This window comes from Pararhodobacter sp., assembly GCF_034676545.1.
Lineage (GTDB): Bacteria > Pseudomonadota > Alphaproteobacteria > Rhodobacterales > Rhodobacteraceae > Pararhodobacter.
Genome location: NZ_JAUCBZ010000015.1, coordinates 1,790,660 through 1,811,296, shown reverse-complemented (window position 1 = coordinate 1,811,296; position 20,637 = coordinate 1,790,660). Strand labels below are relative to the sequence as shown.

Here is a 20,637-nt window from a genome sequence, read left to right as displayed (position 1 = left end):
TTTGCCAACCGCGCCGAGAGTTTCCGCTGAAGCTTCCGTGCAGCGGGGCGCGCATTCTTACGGGGCATCGTTGACCTCCTTTCTCAAGGCGGTGATCGTGCCCGCTGCTCGGGCGAGGCTGTTTGCCAGTTCAGGGTTATAAGCTCCCCCCTCCAGCCGATACAGCCGCGTCAGTACACCGCCAACTGTGCGCCCATCTGGCGCCGGTCCGTCGAGATACGCCCGGATCACATGGGCGGCATCTTGGCAGGCGTGGGCAACATCCTTGTCGTGCTTCGTCCAGAACGTCGCGCGCAGTTGCATATCATTGGCGACTTGTGCCGGGCTGGCCATCACTCTACCTCGTTGAACGTCAGCAAGTATGGCGTGCCACGCCAGAACGAGATCCGTGCATTGTAGCCGAGGTGTTGCAAACGCTGGTGCTTTCCAAACAACCATGCGGCGACAAGGGTCCACCACCGGGCGTCTTGGAAATGGGCGTTGCCGACTAAGATCAGTGCACCGCTGGCTGCGTCGTTCATGTCCCATCTCCCGGAAGGCCAACGCGGGACGGTTTGAAGATCGAGCGGTTCACGGCCATAAACCCTTGCTCGATTTGGGTCCGGCCAATCGCAAGCCAGCGCGGATCCGCACCATCGGCGGCAAGGCTGTCTAGAACCCGAAGTAAAGACTCCTCGTGTTCTTTCATCGCGTTCACCAGAGCGACGTTCTTTGGATTCTGTGGCTGATACCCATGTACGGGCAATCCGTCGATTTTCTTGGTCATGCGCTCACTCCCAGAATTTGCTCTTTGATGGCTTCAGCTGTTTCAGCCGTGATGCCTTTGGCGCGGGCGACGGTTTGGACAGCGTCCTCAACCTTCGACGCGAAATCGGCCTCGACCTTGCGGCGACGGTCCGACGAGATGCTCTGCGCCTGCACCGCCTGCTTAAAGGCGGCGGCCAGTTGCATCACGCTCTTGGCGTCAATCGTGTCTTCATCCGCCTCGGCCAGCATGTTGAGGACCAAGGCCTTGACCGTTTCAGCGGCCATGATCGTCAGATTATCGGCATCGGCGGGATCGAACTTCTCGGCCAGCGTGGCGACGATGGTGCGGGTCTGATCGAGGCGGCGCGTGAGCTTGGCCATGCGCACGGCATAACGGTTGAACGACGAGAACGCCGGGATCGTGAACTCCAACTCGCCGCGGTATTCCGCCATGATCGCTTCGCAGCGTTCGACAAACTCGGCATAGATGTCGGTCTGGGTGCGGTCCCGATCGGACAGCTCTTGCGCGGCCCAAGCGATGATGCCGTCACACTCGGACGGCATCAGTTCGATGGATGACAGGCGACCGCGACCGCGAAGAGGGCTTGCCATCTCAGGCCCCCGGCCGCGACGGGCGCTGCACGCCCTCAATGGCGATTTCTCGCGCAAGGTGGCGGCCACCTTTTTCGGTCAGGGTCGCGACCAGAATGGATCCGGCGTGCACCGTGGTGACCGCGGCCATCTCGCGCAGCCACGCCAGTTCGTCATGCACCCAGGCACGATCCTTGCGGATACCGAACCGGCGCAATTCGGGGATCATCATGTCGCTGTTCAAGGTCTCGTCGATTTGCGCAGCGAGCGTTTTGAGAATGATCAGCCGCGCTTGTTCGCGGATCAGTTGGTCCATGTCCATGAATTATTGCCTCTTCGATTGCTCGATCATCAGTTCCTGCATGCGCTCGGCGATGGCGGCGACAGGGGCCAGACGCTGCCCGAGCACACCGATCTGGCCCTCCATGCGGGCGAGCGCGAGTTGCAATCCGTGGATGTCATCCTTGCCAGGCGTAAACCTCAACGACTGCTCGATGCCACCCAGACGCGCATCATGTTCGACGATGCGCTCTTCGTGACCATCGAGCCGGGTCTTGTTAGCCCGCGAACCGGAAACCAGCAGACTGTAGACCGACAGCCCAAAATTCAGGAGCAACGACAGCGCGCCAATCCAGGCGATGAGCGGAGAAAGTGTCAGGGTCTCGGTCAATGGGCACCGCCCGTGCGCAACCGTGCCCACTCCTTGATCGTGTGCCCACCCATATACAGCGCCATATACACGCCGGTCAGCGAGAACAGCATGGCCAGATCGGGTTGCGGCAAGGCGATGCGCCAGACCGCATTGGCAACGTGCAGGATGACAATCGACCAGAGCCATAGGAACGCCAACAACCACATGGTCAGCGGACGCCACGCCCAGCCCCACCACGGGCCGTCCTGCTCGGCCTTGAGCAGGGCGAATTGCCCCTCAAGAGCCGTCGCGTGCAAGGCGATCATCTCGGGCATGGCACGCTCGGTTTCGCGCATTGCGTCGATCACGCGGGGCGGGTTTTCCTCGGCGAGAGCTTCGACTTCAGAAACGGTGACGCCCAAGCGACGCGCGAGCGCGCCCACCACATCGGTTGCCAGTTGTGCATTCGTTGCGCCGATCCGGCGGGTGAGAACCTGACCGATCAGCGGCACGCCGATCTGCAGGGCAAGGGCCGTCAGGGCACTGCTCATTTGAGTCTCCGAAGATAGGCCGCAAAGCGCGGCGAGAGGCGGTGAAGGCGGGCCGCGAGAATGTCGCGATAGGTCCAACCGAGATAGAGAAGGAGCGACAGGCCAGCGGCCAGCGCCAAGGGTCCGGTCCACGAGAGCGGCAGCTCGGCGGGCAGGGCGTTTGTGGCGGTTTCCGCGCCACCACCCATTGCGACGGTGCCACCCAGCAGCGACTGCCCACGAGCGTCAATTGAACGTTGCAACGTGGACAATGTGGCACGGCCCAGAATGCCGTCCGGTGTCAGGTCATGAGCGCGCTGAAAGCTCCGCACGGCTTCGACGGCAATACCGCGCGCATCCGGACCGACCGCATATCCGCGCGCCGTCAAGGCCGCGCGGGCGGCGGCAACTTCCTGAGGTGACAGATCCAGCGTGACCCGGGCCAGGCCGCGCGGGGTCTGCGCAGGCACCGGCACGCCGTAGTCGCGAAACTGGATCAGGTTGGCTTCAAGCACACGGCGGCGGGTCAGGCCAGGTAAGACTTTCCCGCCGCCTTTGTTCCAACGCATCAGCCGCTCGCGCATGCCGGCCATGTTGCCCGAGGCCCAGGCGGGGACCCAGCTGGCGCGTGCAATCGCGCCGGTGTTCCAGTGGAACGACACGCCGCCATCGAATTCGTGCTGTTTTGCACCGGGCATGGCTCGGGCCACGGCGGGCTCGTACTTCTGCCGGAGCGCCAGCGCCATCAAGCGCGAGGCTTCGGCGGCGGTGATTTCCATGCCAGGACCGGGATCGACCACGCCAGACGCCGCGGTCAGACCCGCGCCGATCGTCCAGACGCCAACTACGTCCCGGTACGCGCGCAGAACCACGCCCTCCAGGCGCTCGTTGAATTGAATGCCGCGCTCGCTGGTTTGCATATCTCGCTCCGGTTGATCTCGGGCCAAGATCAGCCAGACAGCGGTTTGCTTATAGGCACAACGGTCTGTGGGGTCGTCAGATCAGGGGGAATTGGCGGGGATCAGCGGGGCGTTTGGCAGCCTTGAGCCACTTGCGAACGCTCACGTCGCTGGCGTGCAATGTGCGGGCAATTTGTGTTGCTGACAAGCCCTGAGCCGCGCGGATCTGTGCGATCCAGGGCTTGCCTGTCGGCACGCGCTTGGGCAGGCGGTCGGCGGCGGCACCCAGGGCGCGTGCGGCGTCAAGGCCAAGCAGTTCGGCCAGCGGCGATCCGGCCACGGCGTTGCGCGGGATGTAAAGCTCGCCACCGCCGTAGTTCAGTAAAAACGTGATCGCACCCTCGACACCGAGGATGCGAACATAGGCTTCCAAATGGGCTGGCGGGCGCGGCAGGTTGGTCACGGGGTCCCGCCCCGCCGCCGGGGCTTGCGACCCCGTCGACTATCTGGGAAACGGGCGGGCCGGATGGTCACGACGACCGGAACACCTGCGTCTCGGACCATCCGATAGGCCATCCCGTCGATCACGACGCCGCTGGCCCCCTCTTGCACAGCACGATCAACCAGCCGACCGATCTCGCGACGATGCGCCTCGATGTCGAGGCGCAATACCCGCTCCAGATAGCGCAGCACCGCGTGATCGGTGACGTGGGTTCGCGGGTGTTTCATGGCTTTTCCACGTCGACACCGGCGCGCTTGCACATCGCCTTGAGCGCGTCGATCACATCGGCAATCTGTGCCCATTCGGTCAGCATGTCGATATCGGCCGGCACGCTGCCCCATGACGCGCCGAAACGGGCACGCACGAAGGCGTTGAGCCCGCGCCGCCCCGGTTCGCGCAGCGCCCCGGCTTCGCCCAGCATCGACCAGAGCTTGTGCACGAACCGCAGATCGGCACGGGGTGCTGCGGGCTTGCGGCCCGTCGCTGTCGGTTTGAAACCCCGGTTTTCAAGGGCCTTTAACATGGCTTTCAACTCGGGCTCGGTCATCGCCGACAGACTGGCCTTGCCGGTCACTTGCGCCTGCAGATCATGCCGGGTTTCGGTGTCGAGGCCCAACTGTTTGCAACCGACATGCACTTTGCGGATCAATGCGGCACTCATGTCAGTGGGTCCTTGGATGAGAGCCGAAGTGATGTACAAATAGCGCGTCGTCGGCGTCAGCATTGATATTCGCCTTTGGCACATCACGACTGGCAATGATCCGGGCGCGGATTTCGCCGCGCAGATGGGCCTCGACAGACAGCGCCGCCGTTGCCGCAATATCCAAGACCGACACGGCAAAACGTCGCTTGCCGATTGACAGGTCCAGCGTGTCACCGTCGGCGCTGACGTGCACGCGGCACAGCGTTCCCAGTAACTCGAACTTGCACAGATCGTGCAAGACACGCGGGCCGGGCTCGCCGGTGGTTTCAAAGACTGGAGTTTCAATTAAGGCGATTTGTTCCGGCATTTGATGTCTCCCTCAAGCTTTTGACAGGTCAATGGTGATGGCTTCCCATGCGGCGTCATGGGCGACGCGGCGGTAGAGGCGGACGTAGGTCTTCGAGCCAACGATCCGCATGGCGTCGCGGATGGCGCGCATGGCTTCCAGCCAGCGGGGATCGTCAATCTCGAGGCGCAACAGCATGAACACCTCGGAGCGGTTGATCTGGCCGGCCTTGTCGGTGTTGAAAGCCTTGGTGATGAGGCCGCGAATTTCCGGGCGACTGTCGGCGGACCATTCATTCAGGCACTCATCGACCAGCTCTTTGGCGATCTGCAACTGCGGGCCAAAGTCGATGTGATCGGCGACCTGCACCTGCACCTTCCAAAGCCCGTCGTGGGTCATCAGCGTCTTGTTGCCCTTGGCGCCGCCTTTCTTCGCGCCGTATTCCTGGGCAAGCAGCGCCTCGAACGATCCCAGATCATCGAATGTGTGTTGTTTGAACCGGGACACCTGGTCCGACAACGGCAGGCCGTAGCCCGCGATCTTGCGCACCACCTCGTCCTCGAGCAGCGCCTCAGGCGCGATCAGTTCAACGGGCACGAGATTGCCCTTGGCGTCGGGCATGTAGGATTTTCCGGCAACCTCGACGCGGCCGTCAGGAATGGGGAGGGATTGGTGTTCAGACATCGGTGGGTCCTTTCAAGGTGTTTGTGCGAGTGTCAGGGACAGAAAATTCAGCGACAGCCGGGTGGATCGCGCGCAGGCCAAGGACCGCGAGTGCCCCCGCCATGGCCTCGATCTCGTCTTGGCTGACCAGCGTCGCGCCGCGCGAGCCATACAGGTCGATCTTGCCCATCCCGCGCGCGGCGAGGTCCATCATGGTGCGCAAGGCCCAGCGGGTCGGGGCGGTCATTCCTCGTCCTTTCGAAACCGGGGGCAACGCTGGCAGGCGCGGTACATCTGCACGCGCAACGCGTTGGTGTTCTCGAACCGGGTGGCTTTGGCCCGCCAGGCGCGGCACTCGTGCAGGGGCAAAACGCCCAGCGACGGGCAGGCCACGGTTTCAGACAGCAAATGTCCGCGCACCAACTCCTCGACCGCGCCCATGTCGCCCGCGTATTTGTTGCGCAGCACAGAACTGACGAGCGCGCCTGAGCGACCCAATTGGGCCGCAACCTTGGTCTGGCTGCTCTTGGTGCAGGCCTCGGCCAGAGCCTTGATCCAGTCAGGCAGGGCCGCACCCCAATGCGCGCGGGCGATTTCGACGAAATCAGGCGGGGTCATAGACTTGCCTCCGGCATGTGAGTGAATTCAGCGAGGTTCGGATCCCAGATTGCCCGCACGCGGCGCTCGCGCGGCGGCATCGGCCCGGTATTCTTGATCAGCCGGTAGACGGCTTCGCGGCGCGGTGGTGCGGCCTTGCGCTGCACCCTGAGATATCCCGCGCGCACCAACATCTGACAGAACGCCTGCGCATCCTCACGCGACACAGAAACAGCCTCGGTCGTCGCGTGCGCAGCAATATCGGTGGGGGTGAATGCGCCGCCAAGCTTGCGCATGGCCAACCACATGTTGCCGTCTGGTGACTGGCGGCGTGAAATCGAAGATGCCGGGAAACTCTCTGCAGTGACGCGAAACATCAGCTTTTTTCCGCCACCTTTTCCCAACCCGGCAACCGAGCCCAACCGCACCCAGCCGCGCGTCAATCGGGTCGCGCGCTCGATCGGGATCGAGGCTTCGGCGGCCAGCGCACGATAGCTGAACGTACCCAGCCGGACCGCGGCGTTCCACGCCGATTGATCCGAGGCCAAGCGCTCTTCATGCGAGCCCATCACGCGGCTCCCACGATTTCAGAGCGGCGAGGCTTGGGTGCAGTCCCGGTAAAAAACTCCCGAGGATCGAAGTTGGCGCGGCTCATTTCGTCGACGCCAAGCACCTGGGCTTGTTCACCCAGCTTTGCGAGATTGACGCAGACCCGGCGCGTCGAGCCATGCGACATGCGCAGCAACTCGACCCTGAGGTCCGCCGTAATGGCAATACCCGGTGCATAGATCGGCGCGAGGTGGTTCAGATCGGCCAGGTCCGCGGGTTCTGCCGCGACCCAGTCCAACATGCGCCCGTGAACTCGCTCCCATTCCTTGAGTTTTTGCGGCAGCAACTCTTCGCCAATCAAGATCACCGGTGCTTGCGAACCCTCGTAGATGTCGCGCACGATTTCGACCATTTTGCGCGCGATCAGATGATCGGCCTCATCGATGATCAGCGGCATGCCGTGCACCGCCAGCTGCGCAGAAATCTGATCCACCAGATCGGCCGTGTTGCCTTTGGCTGGCAGTCCCAATTCGGCCAACACGGCCTTGCACAGGTTCTTTTTCGTCCAGCTGGATTTGCACTGCACCAGCACCGCTTGGAACTTGTTGGCGGCGTAGATTGCGGCGGTCGATTTGCCGAACCCTGACCAGCCATAAAAGCAGGCCATGCCCGGCAGACCAATCGCGCGGTTCTGCACCCGGTCGATCAGCGCGGTCAGTGCAGCAACGTTGCGCAGAGGGGCCACACTATTGTAAAGCCTCGTCTCATCTGTCATTTTTGGTCTCTCCTTACCGCTCTTGCCGCCGGTGGGCGTCTCACCGCCCCCGGCGGTTTCCTCATCCGAAATACGCAGGCCCGAAATCCGACCAGAGCGTGCGCTCTGCGCGGTATTCAGCAGTTGTTTGATAGCCGGTCAGCCATTTTGTCTGCTCGGCCGTGATGGTCTCGCCAGCCGTCACACGGCCCTCCAAATCGAGCGCCCGCTTGAACCGTTCGCGCGGGGCCTCGGTGGTCTTGGGTGTGGCACGGTGGCTCGCGATATCTGTCACCAGCGCCGCTTGTGCCGCGTCGATAACCGGGTTCGGCGCGATCGCGGCCGGTTTGGCAGGCGTCACCAGCCTGACCACTTTTGATTGCGGCTTTGGCGCGGGTTCCAACCCGGCAACCGTATCCAGATCGACGCCCAATTCGCGGGCGGTCAACGTGCGATGCGCCGCCAGCGCCTTGCGCTCGGCCTTCATCCAATCACCGCGCGCCTTGGCATGGGCCCGCGCATCCTCGATCGACAGGAAGCCAGCGGCGCTCTTGCACGCGGCCTCGCCCAGATAGCGATTATCCGCGCTGTAGATGTGGACTCCGGCTTGCAGGTCTGCCGGATCGAACCGCGCAATGACACGCTCACCGGCGATGTCGTGCATCCAGTCCGACCAGTATTCGTTGCCCGCGAATTTAACCAATCCAGACGATGAATGCGCGCGTAGAAGCTCACTGCCCATCAACCAAAGGCGGCGCTGCGCCTCGGTGGCCTTGCGGATTGGAGCGGCCTCGTAGCTCTCGGCAAAGACCTCGGCAAAGGACCGCCCCCACGCCACCTCGGACCGCCGCCCCTGGCGCAAGTTGTGCTCTTCGATGCCCTCGCCGACGACCCGCAGGAAGGTGTCATAAGGAATGGCGCGGCTGCCATAGTCTTCGGGCTTGGCGTCGGGCCGGTTGCCGGTCCACGCGCCATCAAAGCGCGGATCCTTGGCGATCGCGTCACACATGTCGCGGAACGACCGCTCGATCGGCTTCGATTGACCGGCATAGGGCGTGGCCCAATGGATCTCGCAGCCAAGCGACACGAACAGCCCCGGCAGATCGTCTTCGCGAACCTTGAACCGGAACCGCGTCTTTGCGCCGCCGGTAATCAGCTTGGCGGCAAACTCGCGCCCGTTGTCCAGCAACACATGCTCGGGAATGCCCCACGCTTCGACCATGTCGCCAGCCGCCAGCTTGACGCTGTGCGAATTGGCGGTCAGGTCCAGACGCCAGGACAGAATGCGACCGGAATAGACGTCCTGAAACGCCACCATCTGCGGGCGCACGGGCGTGTCGATTTCCGGCCATTTCACGAACACATCAAAACGGTGATAGTCACCGTTCACCACTTCCAGCGCATGCAGCGCAGTCTTGTCGCGGGTCTGCGGCGGATACATCCGCTTGAGCGCCTCGATGCCCTTGCGCGCCAAGACTTGCACCGGCTGGCTGACCCGCTCATCGAGCCGCCGCCGCAGAGTGCGCTCGGGGGCCGTTTCCCAACGCTTGTCACGCGCCACCATCACGGCGCGACGATAGCAGCTGGAAAACGACGGACCGGCAAGGCGCAGAAAATCGGCCTTCAACCAGTCAAAGAACTCTTCGTCGAAATCGCGCTTGGTGACCTTGCGCTCCACCGCCCGGTGACGGGGTGCCAGATAGGGCAAGCGATCATCACTCCGCACGCCCTCAATCAGACCCAACCAGGTCCACAGCGTGCGCGGCGAGACGCCCTCGGTGGCCGCGACTTCGCGCACAGCCAGATCGCGCGACAAATGATTTTCCAACGCCTCGACTGACTGGACGCAGCGCAGGCGGATCCGCGTGCGGCATTGCACCGCAAGGGGCAGCCCCTCGAACCATTCCCACATCTCTCCACGATTGGGCGCTTGCACTGGCGCGCTGGCAACCGCCAGCAGCGCCTTGCGCGCCGCCAATGGCAGTGCCGTCCAATGATATTCCCAGCCGCCCCCACGGCCTTCGCGGCGACGTGCCAGCGACGGGTTAGCGCGCAGATTGATGCGCTTGACCCAGCGCTCGATGCTCTGCTGTGTGCCTGGCATGTCCGGCAGTTTGGCGTCGGCCAGCTCATTGGCAGTCCACCAGAGGTGCGTGGGGGCGAGTTCGCTCATTCCAGCGATCCCTCATAAAGAATGGCCTCAATGTCCGCCCCGTGATCACGAATGAACCGGCGCCGCGCTTCTTTGGGCGCGCGTGACCACGCCGTTTTGAGCGCCTTCAAACCCGCTTCAACGGGGTCTTGGACCGGCGCGGCAAGGCCCTGTTCGACCTTCCACTGACGCCGTGCGGTGGCGGCATTCTTGGCATTCCCGCCGGACAGTTTCAGGATCACCTGCGCGCGCTCGTCAGGGTCGCTGATCTTTGACAGATGCTTGAGGTCTTCCATCGTGATTCGGCACGGCGCGGCGTCAAGTTGCGCTGCTTCTTCTAGCGACAAGCTGTCACCCGCCTGCAAGGCGCGCTTGATTGTTGGCTCCGAAACTCCAAAGGCGTCAGCGATGATTTTGGTGAGGCTCAAATTGATCCCCACCACTTTTCCAGTGTATTGGTTGCCCTTGAACACGCCTTGTTCACGCTCAGGATGCAGGGCGTAATAGTCGCGCTTCCAGGATGCGACGAACACCGCGGTCTCCAGCGGCGTCATGCGAGCAGCACCCAGATTGTTGCTGGCCTCCATCGCCCGCGCCTCGTCCGCGCGGCATTCCACCAGAAGCGCTGCGATATCCGGCGAGCCCATGCGTTTGGTGGCTTCCAAGCGGTGCGCGCCGTCGATCAGCACCAGCCTGTCCTTGACCTTGCGCACATGGATCGGCGTCGTGATCCCCGTATCCTCGGCCATCAGGATCAGGGTCGAGATATTGTCCTCACGTACCGCACGCAGCCGCTCCTCGACAACGATCTCGCCAACAGGCAAGCGCACCACATTGCCGCCATTCAGGAATTTCATGAGCGGACCTCGGCCTTGAGCTGTTCGGTCCAGAAGGTGATGGCGCTTTCGCTCTCCTCGATAATCGCAATGGCGAAGTCGATCTCGCCCTCGGTCTTCGCTTCGCTCGCCAACCTCATCGCTCGGCCAGCCAACTCCAAGCTCTTCTGGCGCACCATGTCTGCCAGTTCAAATTTGCGGATATCGCTCATGCTCAAACCCTCGCCGCGCGGCGCGGCTTGCGGCCGTCTTGGCCACCCGCGAACCCGGTGCTGCCCAACGGGTCCGAAATCCGGCGGCACGCGTTGCACATCCGGTTATGAATGCCCTCGGACAGGAACTCTGCGCGGCAGCACAGGCAGGCCCGCAGGCCACGCTTGCTCTGGCTATCGGCGGCGGCTTGCAACGCGTCACATTTCGCGTCAGCGATATCCTTGTTATTCGGGCCGAAGACACACACCCCATCACCGTTCAGGACGACGTAGTCCCCGTCCACATGGGCAACGCGAAATTTGGAGTTCGGGGCTGGCAGGTTACAATCCTTCATTGCAGCACCGCCCCGGCGAACAAACCGCCCCACAGAAGGCCACCAAGGCATAGCGCGCCGATCAGGTCGCCCAGCCAGTGGTTTTCAAGCGTCCGCAACGCTCGCAGGATCCGTGTCATGCCTCACCTCCATCATCCAAAATTGCGTCAATCATGTCGTCTCGCACGGCGATCTCGATCAGCCGTGTCGCCAGCGCGGCTGGCGTTAGGCCTCGATCCACGGCACGCACCGTCAGGCCTCCGAAAATCTTGGCGGGCAGGGTCAAGCTGACGGAGACCGGCCCGGCACGACCGCCCCGATGCTTGATGCCGCTGGCATAATTGAGGAGCCGCCTGTCAGTGGCCGGACGGCCAAGGGCTTCGTTCAGCGATGCTGCGACAACCCTAACGGGTTGCCCGGCGTCCAGCCCCGCACAAATCGCCTCGCGTAGTGTCTGATAGGGGCCAACGGGTTTTGGGTTTGTCATCCCGCGGCCCTCCGAGATTTTCTCAACCGGGCTGGCGTGCTAGCGTGTCGATGCCAAAGGGCGTTGGCGCGCCCCTTGGCACCTCTCATCCCCTGAAGACTTGCCCAAAAGGAGACGATAAAAATGGACTTAGCGACCATTGGAAACCTCGTCGGCATCGCCGGCATGAGCGCCGGGGGCCTCAAGACATCCGCCGAGTTCGTCGGAACCGTGAAAGAGCTGCTCTCTTCGCCCAAACCCGACATGATCGAGGTCAAGAAATTGATTGCCGAGGTCTACGACAAGCTGATCGCCGCGAAGGAGGCGCAGATGACGATACATGATACGCTCATGGAGCTTCAGAAAGACGAGATGAAGCAGCAACGCTTTGCGGCGGAGGCGGAGCGGTATGCCCTGACGACGACGGACATGGGTGCCCTGATCTACGCTCTTTTGCCGGAGAAGGCGGGCGGACAACCGGTCCACTATCTTTGCCCCCAGTGTTTCGAGGATCAGGTAAAGTCGGTTCTCCAGCCATCCCAAGCGCGTTTCAATGCGCTGAGCTGCAATCGGTGCAACGGGTGCTTCCCCAAGTCTGACGGTCGAAGCGGCGCGGTCACCGTCCCCTTGCAATCTGATTGGGATCCGTTTGACTGAAACCGTCGACTGACGCTTCGACGGTTTGCGCGCGTTATCTGCGATCAGACGTTGAATATCCCGAGCCGTCTCCATTGGCGTGCGTTCGTGCCTCAGCATCACGCGACCTCCTTCTTGTTTGGGGATTTCGGGCGCGGGGCTCCGCGCCATCCGGTCAGGGGTTCCAAAACCGGGCGCGGCCACCCGCCGAACTTTTCGGGGGCTTGCGGATCAGTCGCCCATGCAGCCCGGAACCAAAGCAACACGGCTGCATGCATGGCCTCACTGGGCGCGCGCTGATGAACGCGCGCGGCGATAATCGCGCGATAAACTGGTGCAATCTGTGTCCGCAGGATCGAACGCCGCCAAATTTCGCTGCCAGACCAGGGGCTACGCGGGCATTCGGCATCCCGCATCTGCATCAGCAAGTTTCCGCCACCGGCGAGACGCTGGAATGCATCGGCAATCGCAAGCACATCTGAAAGGCGCGTCGCGGCGTCCATCATGCGACCTCGCGCCGCATCCGTTCGGCGTAGAGCCGGGCAAAAGTTTCTTCGCCGACCTCGTCGATCATCTTCTGGCGCAGCGCGCGGGCTTTCACGCCGTTCCAGCCGCCAGTCGCGGCAAGCTTCGCATTGGTTGCCCTGACTGCGTGCGGCACGCACCAATCCGTCAGATTGGTGCCCATCACCCGCAGGTAGCCAAGGAACACATCGTAGAAGACAGGCCCCGGCTGGATGTTGGTGTGATTCTCTGTCATATTCTTTCCCCACAAGCGGCCACAGTCTGGACGCAATTTACGTCATTGTGTATTGATGGACGCTATTTACGTCCAAGTCAACAGGGTTGTACCGATGCGAGATGAAAAATATGGTGAGCGTCTCAAAACGTGGCGACAGGCCCAGAAACTATCTCAGCGAGAGTTAAGTGCAGAGTTGAGTGTGAGCCGTGGATACATCGGTGACATCGAAGCTGGCCGCAGCGAACCTTCGCGCAACTTCCTGATAAGTTTGCAGGAAAAGTTCGGGGTCCGTGCGGATTACATCCTCTACGGCGAAGGGTCACCTGTCGCCGCCAGCGCCGATCCCGCGGCACAACCCGCGAACCGCGCCCGGCCAGACCCTTTGCTCTTGATGATTTGCGGCGGGGCGGTCAGCGCGGAATATTCATCGGCCAAGTTGAAACTGACCCCGGACGATCATTTCAATCAGGCCGTCTGGATCTATGACACCCTGATCTCACGCATGAAGAACCCAGCGGACGGCGACGAACTCGAACAGCTTCTGCCCGAGATAAGGCGCGAACTGCGAAAGAAGATAGGGGTTTGATCCCAACCGCCATCGACAACGGCCAGCTCTATCTTTTCAACGACGCCGATGGCGAAACCCGCATCAAACGCCTCCACCGCCTGGGCACACGCACGCTGGCCCTGGTTTCCGATAACCCCGACCATTCCCCGGAAATCCGCAACGGCATCGACGCCGAACGCCTCAAAGTCCTTGGCCGCATCGTCTGGAGCGGTCATAATTGGTAGAATGAAGGAACTGTAACGATGGCAATCTGCGCGGCTTGTAAAGGTTCTGTCTTGGTGATCGCACCCGATTCCGGCCTATGTGCTGAGTGCGAGGCTGAATTCTCACAAGGTGAGCAGCGAGACGATGATGAAAGCTATGACGGTATTCTGCTGACCACCGAAACAGCGCACGATTTGCCGGTCGTAGAACGGCTTGAAATTCTAACTTCCGAGGTCGTTATCGGCCTGCATCTCTTCAAGGATATTGCATCATCTTTTCGCGACGTGTTCGGCGGGAGGAGCAAGGCGATGCAAACCGGGCTCCGCGATGCCCGGAAGATGGCGCTTTACGAGCTCCGCCGAGAAGCCGCTGCCGTAGGGGCCGATGCAGTTGTTGGCGTTCATCTTAACTATTCAGAGATCAGCGGCGGAGGGAAAAGCATGCTGTTCTTGGTTGCGTCGGGAACAGCAGTTCGTTTGCGTGACCATACCTGAGACCACGGATACAAATAAAATCGCGTGTATGTTGGAGCACGCCGCCGCGGCGTCACTTATCCTTCCATATCCTTTCTTTCCAATGAGTTAGTCGGAACATACACGCGTTCCACCGAACTTACACGTCCGCGTGTATGTTCCGACCTCATCCGATTCGGTCAGGGACGGATAAAATCCCAATAAAATCAGGCTTTAAGGCCTCTTTCACCTCACATCAAAGTAGGCTTGGCTTGCGGCAATTGCGCTGAACATGCGCATCTCTGCAAGTTTGGCGAAGCGCATCTCATGGCATCTTTCGCGGCCTCGAATGCTCTTTAACGCCTTGTTGTGATTACCTTTTATCACTTGCCACCGCCTATTCTCACCTTATCCCGCATTACTGCAGATATATTTGTCAACGCACAGCCCCTTTGTGCCAGATCATATTTCCCCGCCCGATCCAATGGTTTGATGGCGAAAATCATGAGGGCTGAACGATGTACGACAGGATGAAGCAGGAAGCCGAATTGATCCTGTCGGGGATCACCGTTCTGGGCATCCTGCTGGCCGCCTTGGGTCGCTGGGCGTTTGGCTTGCCAGAGTTGGAGATCATCGGGCTGTCGCTGGTCTATGCAGCGGGCGGCATTCCGGCGACGTTGCGCGCGCTGTCGGAAATGCGCAGAAACCGGGTGCTCGACATTGATCTGTTGATGGTGGTGGCGGCGGCAGCGGCGCTGGCGGTCGGTGCGGCGATGGAAGGGGCGGTGTTGCTGACCCTGTTCTCCATCTCGGGCACCCTGGAGACCCGCGCCTTGGGCCGCGCCCGGCGCGCGGTCGAGGCGCTGATGGCGCTCAGGCCGGAAACCGCCCTGCTGCAAACCAGCAACGGCACCCGAGAGGTGTCCGTCGGCTCGTTGCTGCCCGGTGATATTGTCGTTCTGCGCCCCGGCGCGCGGGTTCCGGTGGATGGCGAGATCGTCGTGGGCCGCGGATCGCTGGACGAATCCACCATCACCGGCGAATCCATGCCCGTGCACAAGGCACAGGGTCAGAAGGTGTTCGAGGCCACGGTGAACCTTGATAGCGTGATGGAAGTGCGGGTGACGCGCGGCACGGCAGACAGCACCGTCGCCCGCATGATCACGCTGGTGACCGAGGCACAGGCCGCCAAAGCCCCCTCGGAGCGGTTCAGCGCCTGGTTCGGCCAGCGGTACACGATTGCGGTTCTGGTCGGATCCGTTGTGGCGCTGATCGGCTTCCTGCTGGCCGGGCGCGGCTGGGATGACGCGCTTTACCGTGCGGCCACGCTTCTGGTCGCGGCCAGCCCTTGCGCGGTGGTGATTTCGGTGCCCGCCGCGATCTTGTCCGGCCTGTCCGCCGCCGCGCGTGGGGGCGTGTTGTTCAAGGGCGGTGCCGCGTTGGAAACCCTGGCCGAGGTGCGCAGCTTTGCCTTTGACAAGACCGGCACACTGACCACCGGCAAGGCCACGGTGACGGATATCTGGGCTGCCGACGGCGACGAGGCCGGGTTTCTGACCCGCCTTGCCGGACTCGAGGCGCATTCCGAGCACCCCATCGCCGCCGCAATCCGTCTTGAGGCCGAGACCCGCGGCCTGCCGCAACATGCCGTGCAAGACGTGCGCTCCAGCCCCAGCGAAGGGATCGAGGGCGTCGATGCCGAGGGGCCGATCTGGGCCGGAAACGCGCGGATTGCGCAGCGCATGGGGGCCGAAACCGCCCTGCCCGCGCTTGCCCGGTTTGACGATGGCGCGCAAACCGTGGTGTTCGCGGGCCGGGGCGCAACGTTGCTGGGGGCGGTCACCGTGGCCGATATTCCGCGCGCAACGTCAAAACGCGGGATCGCGGCGTTGCGCGCCGGCACTGTCACCGAAATCGCCATGATGACCGGCGACCGGCGCCCCGTGGCGCTGCGCATCGGTGCCGAACTGGGGCTGACCCCCGATGAGATCCACGCCGAATTGCTGCCCGCCGACAAGGTGGATCTGGTTGCGGCGATGACCAAACGCGGCAAGGTGGCCTTTGTCGGCGACGGCGTGAACGACGCCGCCGCCCTGGCCCGCGCCGATGTCGGCATCGCGATGGGGGCCGCCGGGTCCGAGGTCGCGCTGCAGGCCGCTGACGTGGCCCTGTTGTCCGAGGACATGACCCGTCTGGCCGAGGCGCATCGCCTCGCGCGGCGCACCGCCCGCATCGTGCGGCAAAATCTGATCTTTGCGATTGGTGCGATGCTGGTGTTGGTGACGGGCGGGTTGTTCTTTGACATGCCGCTGCCTTTGGCGGTCGTTGGCCACGAAGGCGGCACCGTTCTGGTTGTGCTGAATGGGTTGCGGCTACTCGCCGATCCGATCCGCGCCGACAAGCGTTGACCAAAAGCGGCAATTGACACGGTTTCGCCGTCACGTCTTGCGCCTCGCCCCCTTTCACCCGCCCGCCCCTTGCGCTATCTGACCCCATAAGGCGACAGGAGTGGACAATGCAGAGAGAACAGCCTGGGGATTTCGAAAAGCCCGGCCCGGTGGAACAGAACTGGCGTGACGCGATTTCGTCGATCGAAGAGATCATCGACGATGCGCGCAATGGGCGGATGTTCATCCTCGTGGACCATGAGGACCGCGAGAACGAGGGCGATCTGGTGATCCCCGCGCAGATGGCCACGCCGGAAGCGATCAACTTCATGGCCACCCACGGGCGCGGGCTGATCTGCCTGACCCTGCCGGGCGAGCGGATCGACGCGCTGGGCCTGTCGCTGATGTCCACCAACAACGCCTCGCGCCATGAAACCGCGTTCACGATTTCCATCGAGGCGCGCGAAGGCGTGACCACCGGGATTTCGGCCTATGACCGCGCGCGCACCGTTGCAGTGGCCATTGACCCGTCGAAAAACAGCGCCGATATCGCCACGCCGGGGCATATTTTCCCGCTACGCGCCCGCGATGGCGGTGTGCTGGTCCGCGCGGGTCATACCGAGGCCGCGGTGGATATCTCGCGGCTGGCCGGGTTGAACCCCTCGGGCGTGATCTGCGAGATCATGAAAGACGACGGCGAAATGGCGCGCCTGCCCGATCTGATCGGCTTCGCGCAAAAGCACAACATCAAGATCGGCACCATCGCCGACCTGATCGCCTATCGCCGCCGCCACGACAATCTTGTGCGCGAAACCGCAAAACGCACCGTCACCTCGGCGCATGGTGGCACCTGGGACATGCGGATCTTCACCGACCAGACCCACGGCACCGAACATATCGTGCTGACCATGGGCGATCTGGCGACCGATGAGCCGGTCTTGGTGCGCATGCACGCGATGAACCCGCTCGAGGATGTGTTGGGCATTGGCGACGGCCATTCCGGCGACCTGCGCGGCGCGATGAAGGTCATCGCCACCGAGGGGCGCGGCGTGGTCGTGTTGCTGCGCGACATCGAGGTCAAGCTGTCCCTGGATGACGCGGCCAGCCCGCAAACCCTGCGCCAATATGGGTTGGGGGCGCAAATTCTTGCCGCCCTGGGCCTGCACAGTCTGACCCTGGTCACCAACTCGCCCACCCCGCGCGTGGTTGGGCTCGAGGCGTATGGCCTCAACATCGCGGGCACCCGCCCCATCCCCAAGGAGTGAGTCATGGCCGGAGCCAGCCACTATACCCTGCCGCTGCCCCGCTTTGACAAGCCCGTCAAGGCGCTGATCGTCGTCGCCCCCTATTACCGCGACATCGCCGACATGATGATCGAGGGCGCGCGCGCCACGCTGGAAGCCGCCGGCGCCACGCATGAGCTGATCGAAGTGCCCGGCGCGTTGGAAGTGCCCGCCGCCATCGGTCAGGCCTTTCGCATGGCCGATTTCGACGTGTTCGTGGCCTTGGGCTGCGTGATCCGGGGCGAGACCACGCATTATGACACGGTCTGCAACGACAGCTCGCGCGGGTTGACCTTGCTGGGCCTGCAAGGCGTGTGTCTGGGCAATGGCATTCTGACCGTTGAGAACATGGAACAGGCAATCGTGCGCGCCGATCCCAAGGATCAGAACAAGGGCGGCGGGGCGGCGGCGGCGGCGTTGCATCTGCTGGCCTTGGCCCGTCGCTGGGGCGCGCCCAAGGGCGGCGTCGGCTTTCGGCCAGTGGACCCGGTCCAGTTGGCCAAAGGGGGCGACACAGTATGAGCAAGGCCGATAACAAGCGGGTCAACGAGAAACGCGCGTTGAAATCGGCCGCGCGGTTTTATGCCGTGCAAGCCTTGTTCCAGATGGAGGTCTCGGGGCAGACCGTCGAACAGGTGCGCGTGGAGTTTGAAACCCACCGGATCGGCGTGGAAACCGAGGATGAGGCCTGGGTCGATGCCGACATCGACTATTTCCGCAAGCTGGTGGATCTGGCGGTGGATGATCAGGCGCGCATCGACCAGATGACCGACCGCGCGCTGGTCGCCAAATGGCCGATTGCACGGATCGACCCGACCCTGCGTGCGCTGTTTCGCGCCGCCGGGGCCGAATTTGTCGAAACCGACACCCCGCCGCGCGTGGTGATCACCGAATATGTGCAGATCACACAAGCGTTTTTCCCCGAAGGCCGCGAGTCGAAATTCGTCAACGCGGTGCTCGACCACATGGCGCGTGAAGCCAAACCCGAGGCGTTTTCGGCCTGACGTCGGTCGCGAGCGCGGTTTGCCCGGCACGGCGATCGGGCGATCAAACCCTGTTTTGCGCCGTCATGCGTTTTCGCTCAGCAACGGCGCCGAGGCGTCGCCCCTGCCCGTCAGCATCTGCACCTCCCAATCCTTGGGCGGCAAGCCGCGCGCCAATTGGCGATCCAGCCGCCAGCGCGGCGGGCCAGCATCCACTGGCGGCAGCGGATGCAGCGCCCAGCGGCTTTCGACCCCGGCCACGCGGCCATTAGCCACCTCATAGCCCAGCATGACCCCCAAAGGCGCCGGGGTCAGCCGCCCCGCCGCGCGGTTGCGCGCCAGCCCGTCGCCCGCCGCCAGATGCAACCGCCGGACCTGACGCAGGTCGGGCACCTCGGCGATCTCGGCCACCACCAGCGCCACGCAGCCGGCACGCAGGGCTTCCTCCATGCTCCAGACTATATCGACCGGGCGGGCGCAGTTGACCATGATCAGCGCGCCGGGATCGGGCAGCAAGCGGGCCAGCCCCTGCGGGCACAACCCCTCGCGCCGCCAGCCGGGCCGCAGCCACAGGACCGGCCCTTCAGCCTGCGCCGCCCCGGCGATCACCGCCGCCAGCGTGCGCCGCGCAGGCCCGGCGATCTCATGCACCCGCCCGCGCGCCAGCGCCATCTGCGGCAGCGGTTGCAACGGCACCGCGACAGGCCCCGCATCGCGATGATGCGACGCGGTCAGATCGGCCAGAAGCCGCGCGGCGGTGGCCAGATCGGGCTTGGCGACAACAGAGAGGGAATCGGCGGCATCATCCATGCCACACCCTATCATGTTCCCGTTATGTTCTCAATTCCGCATGACTTGTTTTTCACTCTGAACCCGCTAGTCTTGGGAAAACAAGAAAAGTAGACAATGAAGACACACAAGCTTGGGCCCAACGGCCCCACCGTTCCGAATATCTGCCTTGGCACCATGACCTGGGGTCGCCAGACACCGATGGCCGATGCCCACCGCCAGATTGATATGGCGCTGGAGCACGGCCTGACCTATCTCGACACCGCCGAGATGTACCCGGTGAACCCGTTCAGCCCCGAAACGCTTGGCGGCACCGAAGAGGTGATCGGCGCGTGGAATGCCAAGGGCGGGCGCGACAAGCTGGTGATCGCCAGCAAAGTGTCGGGCGAAGGCTGCGAGGTGATCGAAGGCGGCGCGCCGATGATTGACGCGCCCCGCCTGCGCAGCGCCGTCGAGGCCGCGCTCAAACGCCTTCAGACCGACCGGATCGACATTTACCAGCTTCACTGGCCGAACCGCGGCTCGTATCAGTTTCGCGCGAACTGGACGTACAAACCGCCACGGGATCGCGCGGGTTTTCAGGCGCATATCCTCGAGATCCTGACCGAAGCCGCCGCCTTGATCGCCGAGGGCAAGATCGGCCAGATCGCCCTGTCAAACGAATCCGCCTGGGGGCTGGCGCAATGGATCCATGCCGCCGACAGCCACGGCCTGCCGCGCATCGCCACCATACAAAACGAATATTCGTTGCTGTGCCGCCTGTTCGACACCGACATGGCCGAGGCCAGCGTCATGGAGAACGTGCCGCTGTTGGCCTTTTCCCCCCTCGCAACCGGGCTTTTGACCGGAAAATACGCGGGCGATGTGGTGCCCGAGGGCTCGCGCCGCTCGCTGAACGCCACTCTTGGCGGGCGCATCACGCCGCGCGTGTTCGATGCCGTTGCCGCCTATCTCGGACTGGCGCGCGACTGGAGTATCGACCCCAGCCACATGGCCATCGCCTGGCATCGCAGCCGACCCTTCGTGTCGATCCCGATCATCGGCGCAACCACCACCGCGCAGTTGGAACATCTGCTTCCCACCGTGAACCTGACCCTCGATCCCGATCTGATCGCGGCGATTGATGACGTCCACCGCTCCCACCCCATGCCGTTTTGAGGT

Annotated in this window: 35 protein-coding genes; 9 read left to right on the top strand and 26 right to left on the bottom strand. The window is 63.0% G+C overall.

The window, feature by feature from the left end:
- Nucleotides 1-57: 57 nt before the first annotated feature.
- The 23 genes from VDQ28_RS12445 to VDQ28_RS12335 all read right to left on the bottom strand — a co-directional run bounded on the left by VDQ28_RS12445 (nt 58) and on the right by VDQ28_RS12335 (nt 11,453).
- A complete protein-coding gene (locus tag VDQ28_RS12445; RefSeq protein ID WP_323036239.1) occupies nt 58-333 on the bottom strand; it encodes a hypothetical protein in 276 nt (91 codons plus the stop codon).
- Entirely contained in the window at nt 333-521 is a 189-nt protein-coding gene (locus VDQ28_RS12440; RefSeq protein WP_323036238.1) for a hypothetical protein, read from the bottom strand. Before VDQ28_RS12440 ends, VDQ28_RS12445 begins: the two co-directional genes overlap by 1 nt.
- Nucleotides 518-766 (bottom strand): cyclic nucleotide-binding protein, encoded by a 249-nt coding sequence (locus VDQ28_RS12435; RefSeq protein ID WP_323036237.1) that lies wholly within the window; start codon nt 764-766, stop codon nt 518-520. The genes VDQ28_RS12440 and VDQ28_RS12435 overlap by 4 nt, the downstream gene beginning before the upstream one ends.
- Nucleotides 763-1,359, bottom strand: coding sequence for a DUF3486 family protein (locus VDQ28_RS12430; protein WP_323036236.1), 597 nt, complete (start codon nt 1,357-1,359; stop codon nt 763-765). Before VDQ28_RS12430 ends, VDQ28_RS12435 begins: the two co-directional genes overlap by 4 nt.
- 1 nt (nt 1,360) lies before the next feature.
- Nucleotides 1,361-1,660, bottom strand: coding sequence for a hypothetical protein (locus tag VDQ28_RS12425; protein ID WP_323036235.1), 300 nt, complete (start codon nt 1,658-1,660; stop codon nt 1,361-1,363).
- Nucleotides 1,661-1,663: 3 nt separating this feature from the next.
- Nucleotides 1,664-2,008, bottom strand: coding sequence for a DUF2730 family protein (locus tag VDQ28_RS12420; RefSeq protein WP_323036234.1), 345 nt, complete (start codon nt 2,006-2,008; stop codon nt 1,664-1,666).
- On the bottom strand, nt 2,005-2,520 hold the full coding sequence (locus VDQ28_RS12415; protein ID WP_323036233.1) for a hypothetical protein: 516 nt from the start codon (nt 2,518-2,520) through the stop codon (nt 2,005-2,007). The genes VDQ28_RS12420 and VDQ28_RS12415 overlap by 4 nt, the downstream gene beginning before the upstream one ends.
- On the bottom strand, nt 2,517-3,419 hold the full coding sequence (locus VDQ28_RS12410) for a lysozyme (RefSeq protein ID WP_323036232.1): 903 nt from the start codon (nt 3,417-3,419) through the stop codon (nt 2,517-2,519). The genes VDQ28_RS12415 and VDQ28_RS12410 overlap by 4 nt, the downstream gene beginning before the upstream one ends.
- Before the next feature lie 76 nt (nt 3,420-3,495).
- Nucleotides 3,496-3,861: a helix-turn-helix domain-containing protein gene (locus tag VDQ28_RS12405; protein ID WP_323036231.1), complete on the bottom strand. Its 366-nt coding sequence runs from the start codon at nt 3,859-3,861 to the stop codon at nt 3,496-3,498.
- A complete protein-coding gene (locus tag VDQ28_RS12400) occupies nt 3,858-4,127 on the bottom strand; it encodes a hypothetical protein (protein ID WP_323036230.1) in 270 nt (89 codons plus the stop codon). Before VDQ28_RS12400 ends, VDQ28_RS12405 begins: the two co-directional genes overlap by 4 nt.
- A complete protein-coding gene (locus VDQ28_RS12395; protein ID WP_323036229.1) occupies nt 4,124-4,561 on the bottom strand; it encodes a regulatory protein GemA in 438 nt (145 codons plus the stop codon). The genes VDQ28_RS12400 and VDQ28_RS12395 overlap by 4 nt, the downstream gene beginning before the upstream one ends.
- A 1-nt stretch (nt 4,562) precedes the next feature.
- The gene (locus VDQ28_RS12390) at nt 4,563-4,910 is read right to left on the bottom strand and encodes a hypothetical protein (protein ID WP_323036228.1); all 348 of its coding nucleotides are present in this window, start codon (nt 4,908-4,910) and stop codon (nt 4,563-4,565) included.
- Nucleotides 4,911-4,922: 12 nt separating this feature from the next.
- Nucleotides 4,923-5,573, bottom strand: coding sequence for a DUF3164 family protein (locus tag VDQ28_RS12385; RefSeq protein WP_323036227.1), 651 nt, complete (start codon nt 5,571-5,573; stop codon nt 4,923-4,925).
- Nucleotides 5,566-5,799: a hypothetical protein gene (locus tag VDQ28_RS12380; RefSeq protein WP_323036226.1), complete on the bottom strand. Its 234-nt coding sequence runs from the start codon at nt 5,797-5,799 to the stop codon at nt 5,566-5,568. Before VDQ28_RS12380 ends, VDQ28_RS12385 begins: the two co-directional genes overlap by 8 nt.
- Nucleotides 5,796-6,170 carry a hypothetical protein gene (locus tag VDQ28_RS12375; protein WP_323036225.1) on the bottom strand — a complete coding sequence of 125 codons (375 nt, stop codon included), beginning with the start codon at nt 6,168-6,170 and terminating at the stop codon, nt 5,796-5,798. Before VDQ28_RS12375 ends, VDQ28_RS12380 begins: the two co-directional genes overlap by 4 nt.
- Nucleotides 6,167-6,718 (bottom strand): hypothetical protein, encoded by a 552-nt coding sequence (locus VDQ28_RS12370; protein WP_323036224.1) that lies wholly within the window; start codon nt 6,716-6,718, stop codon nt 6,167-6,169. Before VDQ28_RS12370 ends, VDQ28_RS12375 begins: the two co-directional genes overlap by 4 nt.
- Nucleotides 6,718-7,473 carry an ATP-binding protein gene (locus VDQ28_RS12365; protein WP_323036223.1) on the bottom strand — a complete coding sequence of 252 codons (756 nt, stop codon included), beginning with the start codon at nt 7,471-7,473 and terminating at the stop codon, nt 6,718-6,720. Before VDQ28_RS12365 ends, VDQ28_RS12370 begins: the two co-directional genes overlap by 1 nt.
- Nucleotides 7,474-7,534: 61 nt before the next feature.
- Nucleotides 7,535-9,625, bottom strand: coding sequence for a transposase domain-containing protein (locus VDQ28_RS12360; protein ID WP_323036222.1), 2,091 nt, complete (start codon nt 9,623-9,625; stop codon nt 7,535-7,537).
- Nucleotides 9,622-10,461 (bottom strand): ParB/RepB/Spo0J family partition protein, encoded by an 840-nt coding sequence (locus tag VDQ28_RS12355; protein ID WP_323036221.1) that lies wholly within the window; start codon nt 10,459-10,461, stop codon nt 9,622-9,624. The genes VDQ28_RS12360 and VDQ28_RS12355 overlap by 4 nt, the downstream gene beginning before the upstream one ends.
- On the bottom strand, nt 10,458-10,652 hold the full coding sequence (locus VDQ28_RS12350; protein WP_323036220.1) for a hypothetical protein: 195 nt from the start codon (nt 10,650-10,652) through the stop codon (nt 10,458-10,460). Before VDQ28_RS12350 ends, VDQ28_RS12355 begins: the two co-directional genes overlap by 4 nt.
- A gap of 2 nt (nt 10,653-10,654) precedes the next feature.
- Entirely contained in the window at nt 10,655-10,987 is a 333-nt protein-coding gene (locus VDQ28_RS12345) for a hypothetical protein (RefSeq protein WP_323036219.1), read from the bottom strand.
- Nucleotides 10,984-11,106 (bottom strand): hypothetical protein, encoded by a 123-nt coding sequence (locus tag VDQ28_RS12340; protein ID WP_323036218.1) that lies wholly within the window; start codon nt 11,104-11,106, stop codon nt 10,984-10,986. The genes VDQ28_RS12345 and VDQ28_RS12340 overlap by 4 nt, the downstream gene beginning before the upstream one ends.
- Complete coding sequence (locus tag VDQ28_RS12335; protein ID WP_323036217.1) at nt 11,103-11,453, bottom strand: hypothetical protein; 351 nt, start codon at nt 11,451-11,453, stop codon at nt 11,103-11,105. The genes VDQ28_RS12340 and VDQ28_RS12335 overlap by 4 nt, the downstream gene beginning before the upstream one ends.
- A gap of 123 nt (nt 11,454-11,576) precedes the next feature.
- Between VDQ28_RS12335 and VDQ28_RS12330 the strand changes: the two genes are divergently transcribed.
- Entirely contained in the window at nt 11,577-12,089 is a 513-nt protein-coding gene (locus VDQ28_RS12330) for a hypothetical protein (RefSeq protein WP_323036216.1), read from the top strand.
- A 98-nt stretch (nt 12,090-12,187) separates the two neighbouring features.
- Here the strand turns inward: VDQ28_RS12330 and VDQ28_RS12325 are convergent, their stop codons facing one another.
- Together VDQ28_RS12325 and VDQ28_RS12320 are read right to left on the bottom strand one after the other, a co-directional pair.
- A complete protein-coding gene (locus VDQ28_RS12325) occupies nt 12,188-12,574 on the bottom strand; it encodes a hypothetical protein (RefSeq protein WP_323036215.1) in 387 nt (128 codons plus the stop codon).
- Nucleotides 12,571-12,828 carry a hypothetical protein gene (locus tag VDQ28_RS12320; protein WP_323036214.1) on the bottom strand — a complete coding sequence of 86 codons (258 nt, stop codon included), beginning with the start codon at nt 12,826-12,828 and terminating at the stop codon, nt 12,571-12,573. The genes VDQ28_RS12325 and VDQ28_RS12320 overlap by 4 nt, the downstream gene beginning before the upstream one ends.
- A gap of 94 nt (nt 12,829-12,922) precedes the next feature.
- Between VDQ28_RS12320 and VDQ28_RS12315 the strand changes: the two genes are divergently transcribed.
- From VDQ28_RS12315 to nusB, 7 genes are all read left to right on the top strand, one after another.
- Nucleotides 12,923-13,396, top strand: coding sequence for a helix-turn-helix transcriptional regulator (locus tag VDQ28_RS12315; RefSeq protein WP_323036213.1), 474 nt, complete (start codon nt 12,923-12,925; stop codon nt 13,394-13,396).
- Entirely contained in the window at nt 13,393-13,602 is a 210-nt protein-coding gene (locus VDQ28_RS12310; RefSeq protein WP_323036212.1) for a S24 family peptidase, read from the top strand. Before VDQ28_RS12315 ends, VDQ28_RS12310 begins: the two co-directional genes overlap by 4 nt.
- A gap of 18 nt (nt 13,603-13,620) precedes the next feature.
- Nucleotides 13,621-14,076, top strand: a complete 456-nt coding sequence (locus VDQ28_RS12305) for a YbjQ family protein (protein WP_323036211.1) — start codon at nt 13,621-13,623, stop codon at nt 14,074-14,076.
- Between the two features lie 476 nt (nt 14,077-14,552).
- Complete coding sequence (locus VDQ28_RS12300; protein ID WP_323036210.1) at nt 14,553-16,442, top strand: cation-translocating P-type ATPase; 1,890 nt, start codon at nt 14,553-14,555, stop codon at nt 16,440-16,442.
- A 107-nt stretch (nt 16,443-16,549) separates the two neighbouring features.
- Nucleotides 16,550-17,686, top strand: coding sequence for a 3,4-dihydroxy-2-butanone-4-phosphate synthase (ribB, locus tag VDQ28_RS12295; RefSeq protein ID WP_323036209.1), 1,137 nt, complete (start codon nt 16,550-16,552; stop codon nt 17,684-17,686).
- A 3-nt stretch (nt 17,687-17,689) separates the two neighbouring features.
- Nucleotides 17,690-18,226, top strand: a complete 537-nt coding sequence (locus VDQ28_RS12290; RefSeq protein WP_323036208.1) for a 6,7-dimethyl-8-ribityllumazine synthase — start codon at nt 17,690-17,692, stop codon at nt 18,224-18,226.
- Nucleotides 18,223-18,708, top strand: coding sequence for a transcription antitermination factor NusB (gene nusB / locus VDQ28_RS12285; RefSeq protein ID WP_323036207.1), 486 nt, complete (start codon nt 18,223-18,225; stop codon nt 18,706-18,708). Before VDQ28_RS12290 ends, nusB begins: the two co-directional genes overlap by 4 nt.
- A gap of 63 nt (nt 18,709-18,771) precedes the next feature.
- Here nusB and VDQ28_RS12280 read toward each other — a convergent pair whose 3' ends face one another.
- Nucleotides 18,772-19,497 (bottom strand): hypothetical protein, encoded by a 726-nt coding sequence (locus VDQ28_RS12280; RefSeq protein ID WP_323036206.1) that lies wholly within the window; start codon nt 19,495-19,497, stop codon nt 18,772-18,774.
- Nucleotides 19,498-19,593: 96 nt separating this feature from the next.
- On the opposite strand from VDQ28_RS12280, the gene VDQ28_RS12275 reads away from it, so the two are divergent.
- Nucleotides 19,594-20,634, top strand: coding sequence for an aldo/keto reductase (locus VDQ28_RS12275; protein WP_323036205.1), 1,041 nt, complete (start codon nt 19,594-19,596; stop codon nt 20,632-20,634).
- The last annotated feature ends 3 nt before the right edge of the window (nt 20,635-20,637 follow it).

What these genes read in the sequence shown, in the direction of transcription:
- VDQ28_RS12445 (WP_323036239.1), bottom strand. Translation starts at nt 333, where the DNA reads ATGGCCAGCCCGGCACAAGTCGCCAATGATATGCAACTGCGCGCGACG.
- VDQ28_RS12440 (WP_323036238.1), bottom strand. Translation starts at nt 521, where the DNA reads ATGAACGACGCAGCCAGCGGTGCACTGATCTTAGTCGGCAACGCCCAT.
- VDQ28_RS12435 (WP_323036237.1), bottom strand. Translation starts at nt 766, where the DNA reads ATGACCAAGAAAATCGACGGATTGCCCGTACATGGGTATCAGCCACAG.
- VDQ28_RS12430 (WP_323036236.1), bottom strand. Translation starts at nt 1,359, where the DNA reads ATGGCAAGCCCTCTTCGCGGTCGCGGTCGCCTGTCATCCATCGAACTG.
- VDQ28_RS12425 (WP_323036235.1), bottom strand. Translation starts at nt 1,660, where the DNA reads ATGGACATGGACCAACTGATCCGCGAACAAGCGCGGCTGATCATTCTC.
- VDQ28_RS12415 (WP_323036233.1), bottom strand. Translation starts at nt 2,520, where the DNA reads ATGAGCAGTGCCCTGACGGCCCTTGCCCTGCAGATCGGCGTGCCGCTG.
- VDQ28_RS12410 (WP_323036232.1), bottom strand. Translation starts at nt 3,419, where the DNA reads ATGCAAACCAGCGAGCGCGGCATTCAATTCAACGAGCGCCTGGAGGGC.
- VDQ28_RS12400 (WP_323036230.1), bottom strand. Translation starts at nt 4,127, where the DNA reads ATGAAACACCCGCGAACCCACGTCACCGATCACGCGGTGCTGCGCTAT.
- VDQ28_RS12395 (WP_323036229.1), bottom strand. Translation starts at nt 4,561, where the DNA reads ATGAGTGCCGCATTGATCCGCAAAGTGCATGTCGGTTGCAAACAGTTG.
- VDQ28_RS12390 (WP_323036228.1), bottom strand. Translation starts at nt 4,910, where the DNA reads ATGCCGGAACAAATCGCCTTAATTGAAACTCCAGTCTTTGAAACCACC.
- VDQ28_RS12385 (WP_323036227.1), bottom strand. Translation starts at nt 5,573, where the DNA reads ATGTCTGAACACCAATCCCTCCCCATTCCTGACGGCCGCGTCGAGGTT.
- VDQ28_RS12380 (WP_323036226.1), bottom strand. Translation starts at nt 5,799, where the DNA reads ATGACCGCCCCGACCCGCTGGGCCTTGCGCACCATGATGGACCTCGCC.
- VDQ28_RS12375 (WP_323036225.1), bottom strand. Translation starts at nt 6,170, where the DNA reads ATGACCCCGCCTGATTTCGTCGAAATCGCCCGCGCGCATTGGGGTGCG.
- VDQ28_RS12370 (WP_323036224.1), bottom strand. Translation starts at nt 6,718, where the DNA reads ATGGGCTCGCATGAAGAGCGCTTGGCCTCGGATCAATCGGCGTGGAAC.
- VDQ28_RS12365 (WP_323036223.1), bottom strand. Translation starts at nt 7,473, where the DNA reads ATGACAGATGAGACGAGGCTTTACAATAGTGTGGCCCCTCTGCGCAAC.
- VDQ28_RS12360 (WP_323036222.1), bottom strand. Translation starts at nt 9,625, where the DNA reads ATGAGCGAACTCGCCCCCACGCACCTCTGGTGGACTGCCAATGAGCTG.
- VDQ28_RS12355 (WP_323036221.1), bottom strand. Translation starts at nt 10,461, where the DNA reads ATGAAATTCCTGAATGGCGGCAATGTGGTGCGCTTGCCTGTTGGCGAG.
- VDQ28_RS12350 (WP_323036220.1), bottom strand. Translation starts at nt 10,652, where the DNA reads ATGAGCGATATCCGCAAATTTGAACTGGCAGACATGGTGCGCCAGAAG.
- VDQ28_RS12345 (WP_323036219.1), bottom strand. Translation starts at nt 10,987, where the DNA reads ATGAAGGATTGTAACCTGCCAGCCCCGAACTCCAAATTTCGCGTTGCC.
- VDQ28_RS12340 (WP_323036218.1), bottom strand. Translation starts at nt 11,106, where the DNA reads ATGACACGGATCCTGCGAGCGTTGCGGACGCTTGAAAACCACTGGCTG.
- VDQ28_RS12335 (WP_323036217.1), bottom strand. Translation starts at nt 11,453, where the DNA reads ATGACAAACCCAAAACCCGTTGGCCCCTATCAGACACTACGCGAGGCG.
- VDQ28_RS12330 (WP_323036216.1), top strand. Translation starts at nt 11,577, where the DNA reads ATGGACTTAGCGACCATTGGAAACCTCGTCGGCATCGCCGGCATGAGC.
- VDQ28_RS12325 (WP_323036215.1), bottom strand. Translation starts at nt 12,574, where the DNA reads ATGATGGACGCCGCGACGCGCCTTTCAGATGTGCTTGCGATTGCCGAT.
- VDQ28_RS12320 (WP_323036214.1), bottom strand. Translation starts at nt 12,828, where the DNA reads ATGACAGAGAATCACACCAACATCCAGCCGGGGCCTGTCTTCTACGAT.
- VDQ28_RS12315 (WP_323036213.1), top strand. Translation starts at nt 12,923, where the DNA reads ATGCGAGATGAAAAATATGGTGAGCGTCTCAAAACGTGGCGACAGGCC.
- VDQ28_RS12305 (WP_323036211.1), top strand. Translation starts at nt 13,621, where the DNA reads ATGGCAATCTGCGCGGCTTGTAAAGGTTCTGTCTTGGTGATCGCACCC.
- VDQ28_RS12300 (WP_323036210.1), top strand. Translation starts at nt 14,553, where the DNA reads ATGTACGACAGGATGAAGCAGGAAGCCGAATTGATCCTGTCGGGGATC.
- ribB (WP_323036209.1), top strand. Translation starts at nt 16,550, where the DNA reads ATGCAGAGAGAACAGCCTGGGGATTTCGAAAAGCCCGGCCCGGTGGAA.
- VDQ28_RS12290 (WP_323036208.1), top strand. Translation starts at nt 17,690, where the DNA reads ATGGCCGGAGCCAGCCACTATACCCTGCCGCTGCCCCGCTTTGACAAG.
- nusB (WP_323036207.1), top strand. Translation starts at nt 18,223, where the DNA reads ATGAGCAAGGCCGATAACAAGCGGGTCAACGAGAAACGCGCGTTGAAA.
- VDQ28_RS12280 (WP_323036206.1), bottom strand. Translation starts at nt 19,497, where the DNA reads ATGGATGATGCCGCCGATTCCCTCTCTGTTGTCGCCAAGCCCGATCTG.
- VDQ28_RS12275 (WP_323036205.1), top strand. Translation starts at nt 19,594, where the DNA reads ATGAAGACACACAAGCTTGGGCCCAACGGCCCCACCGTTCCGAATATC.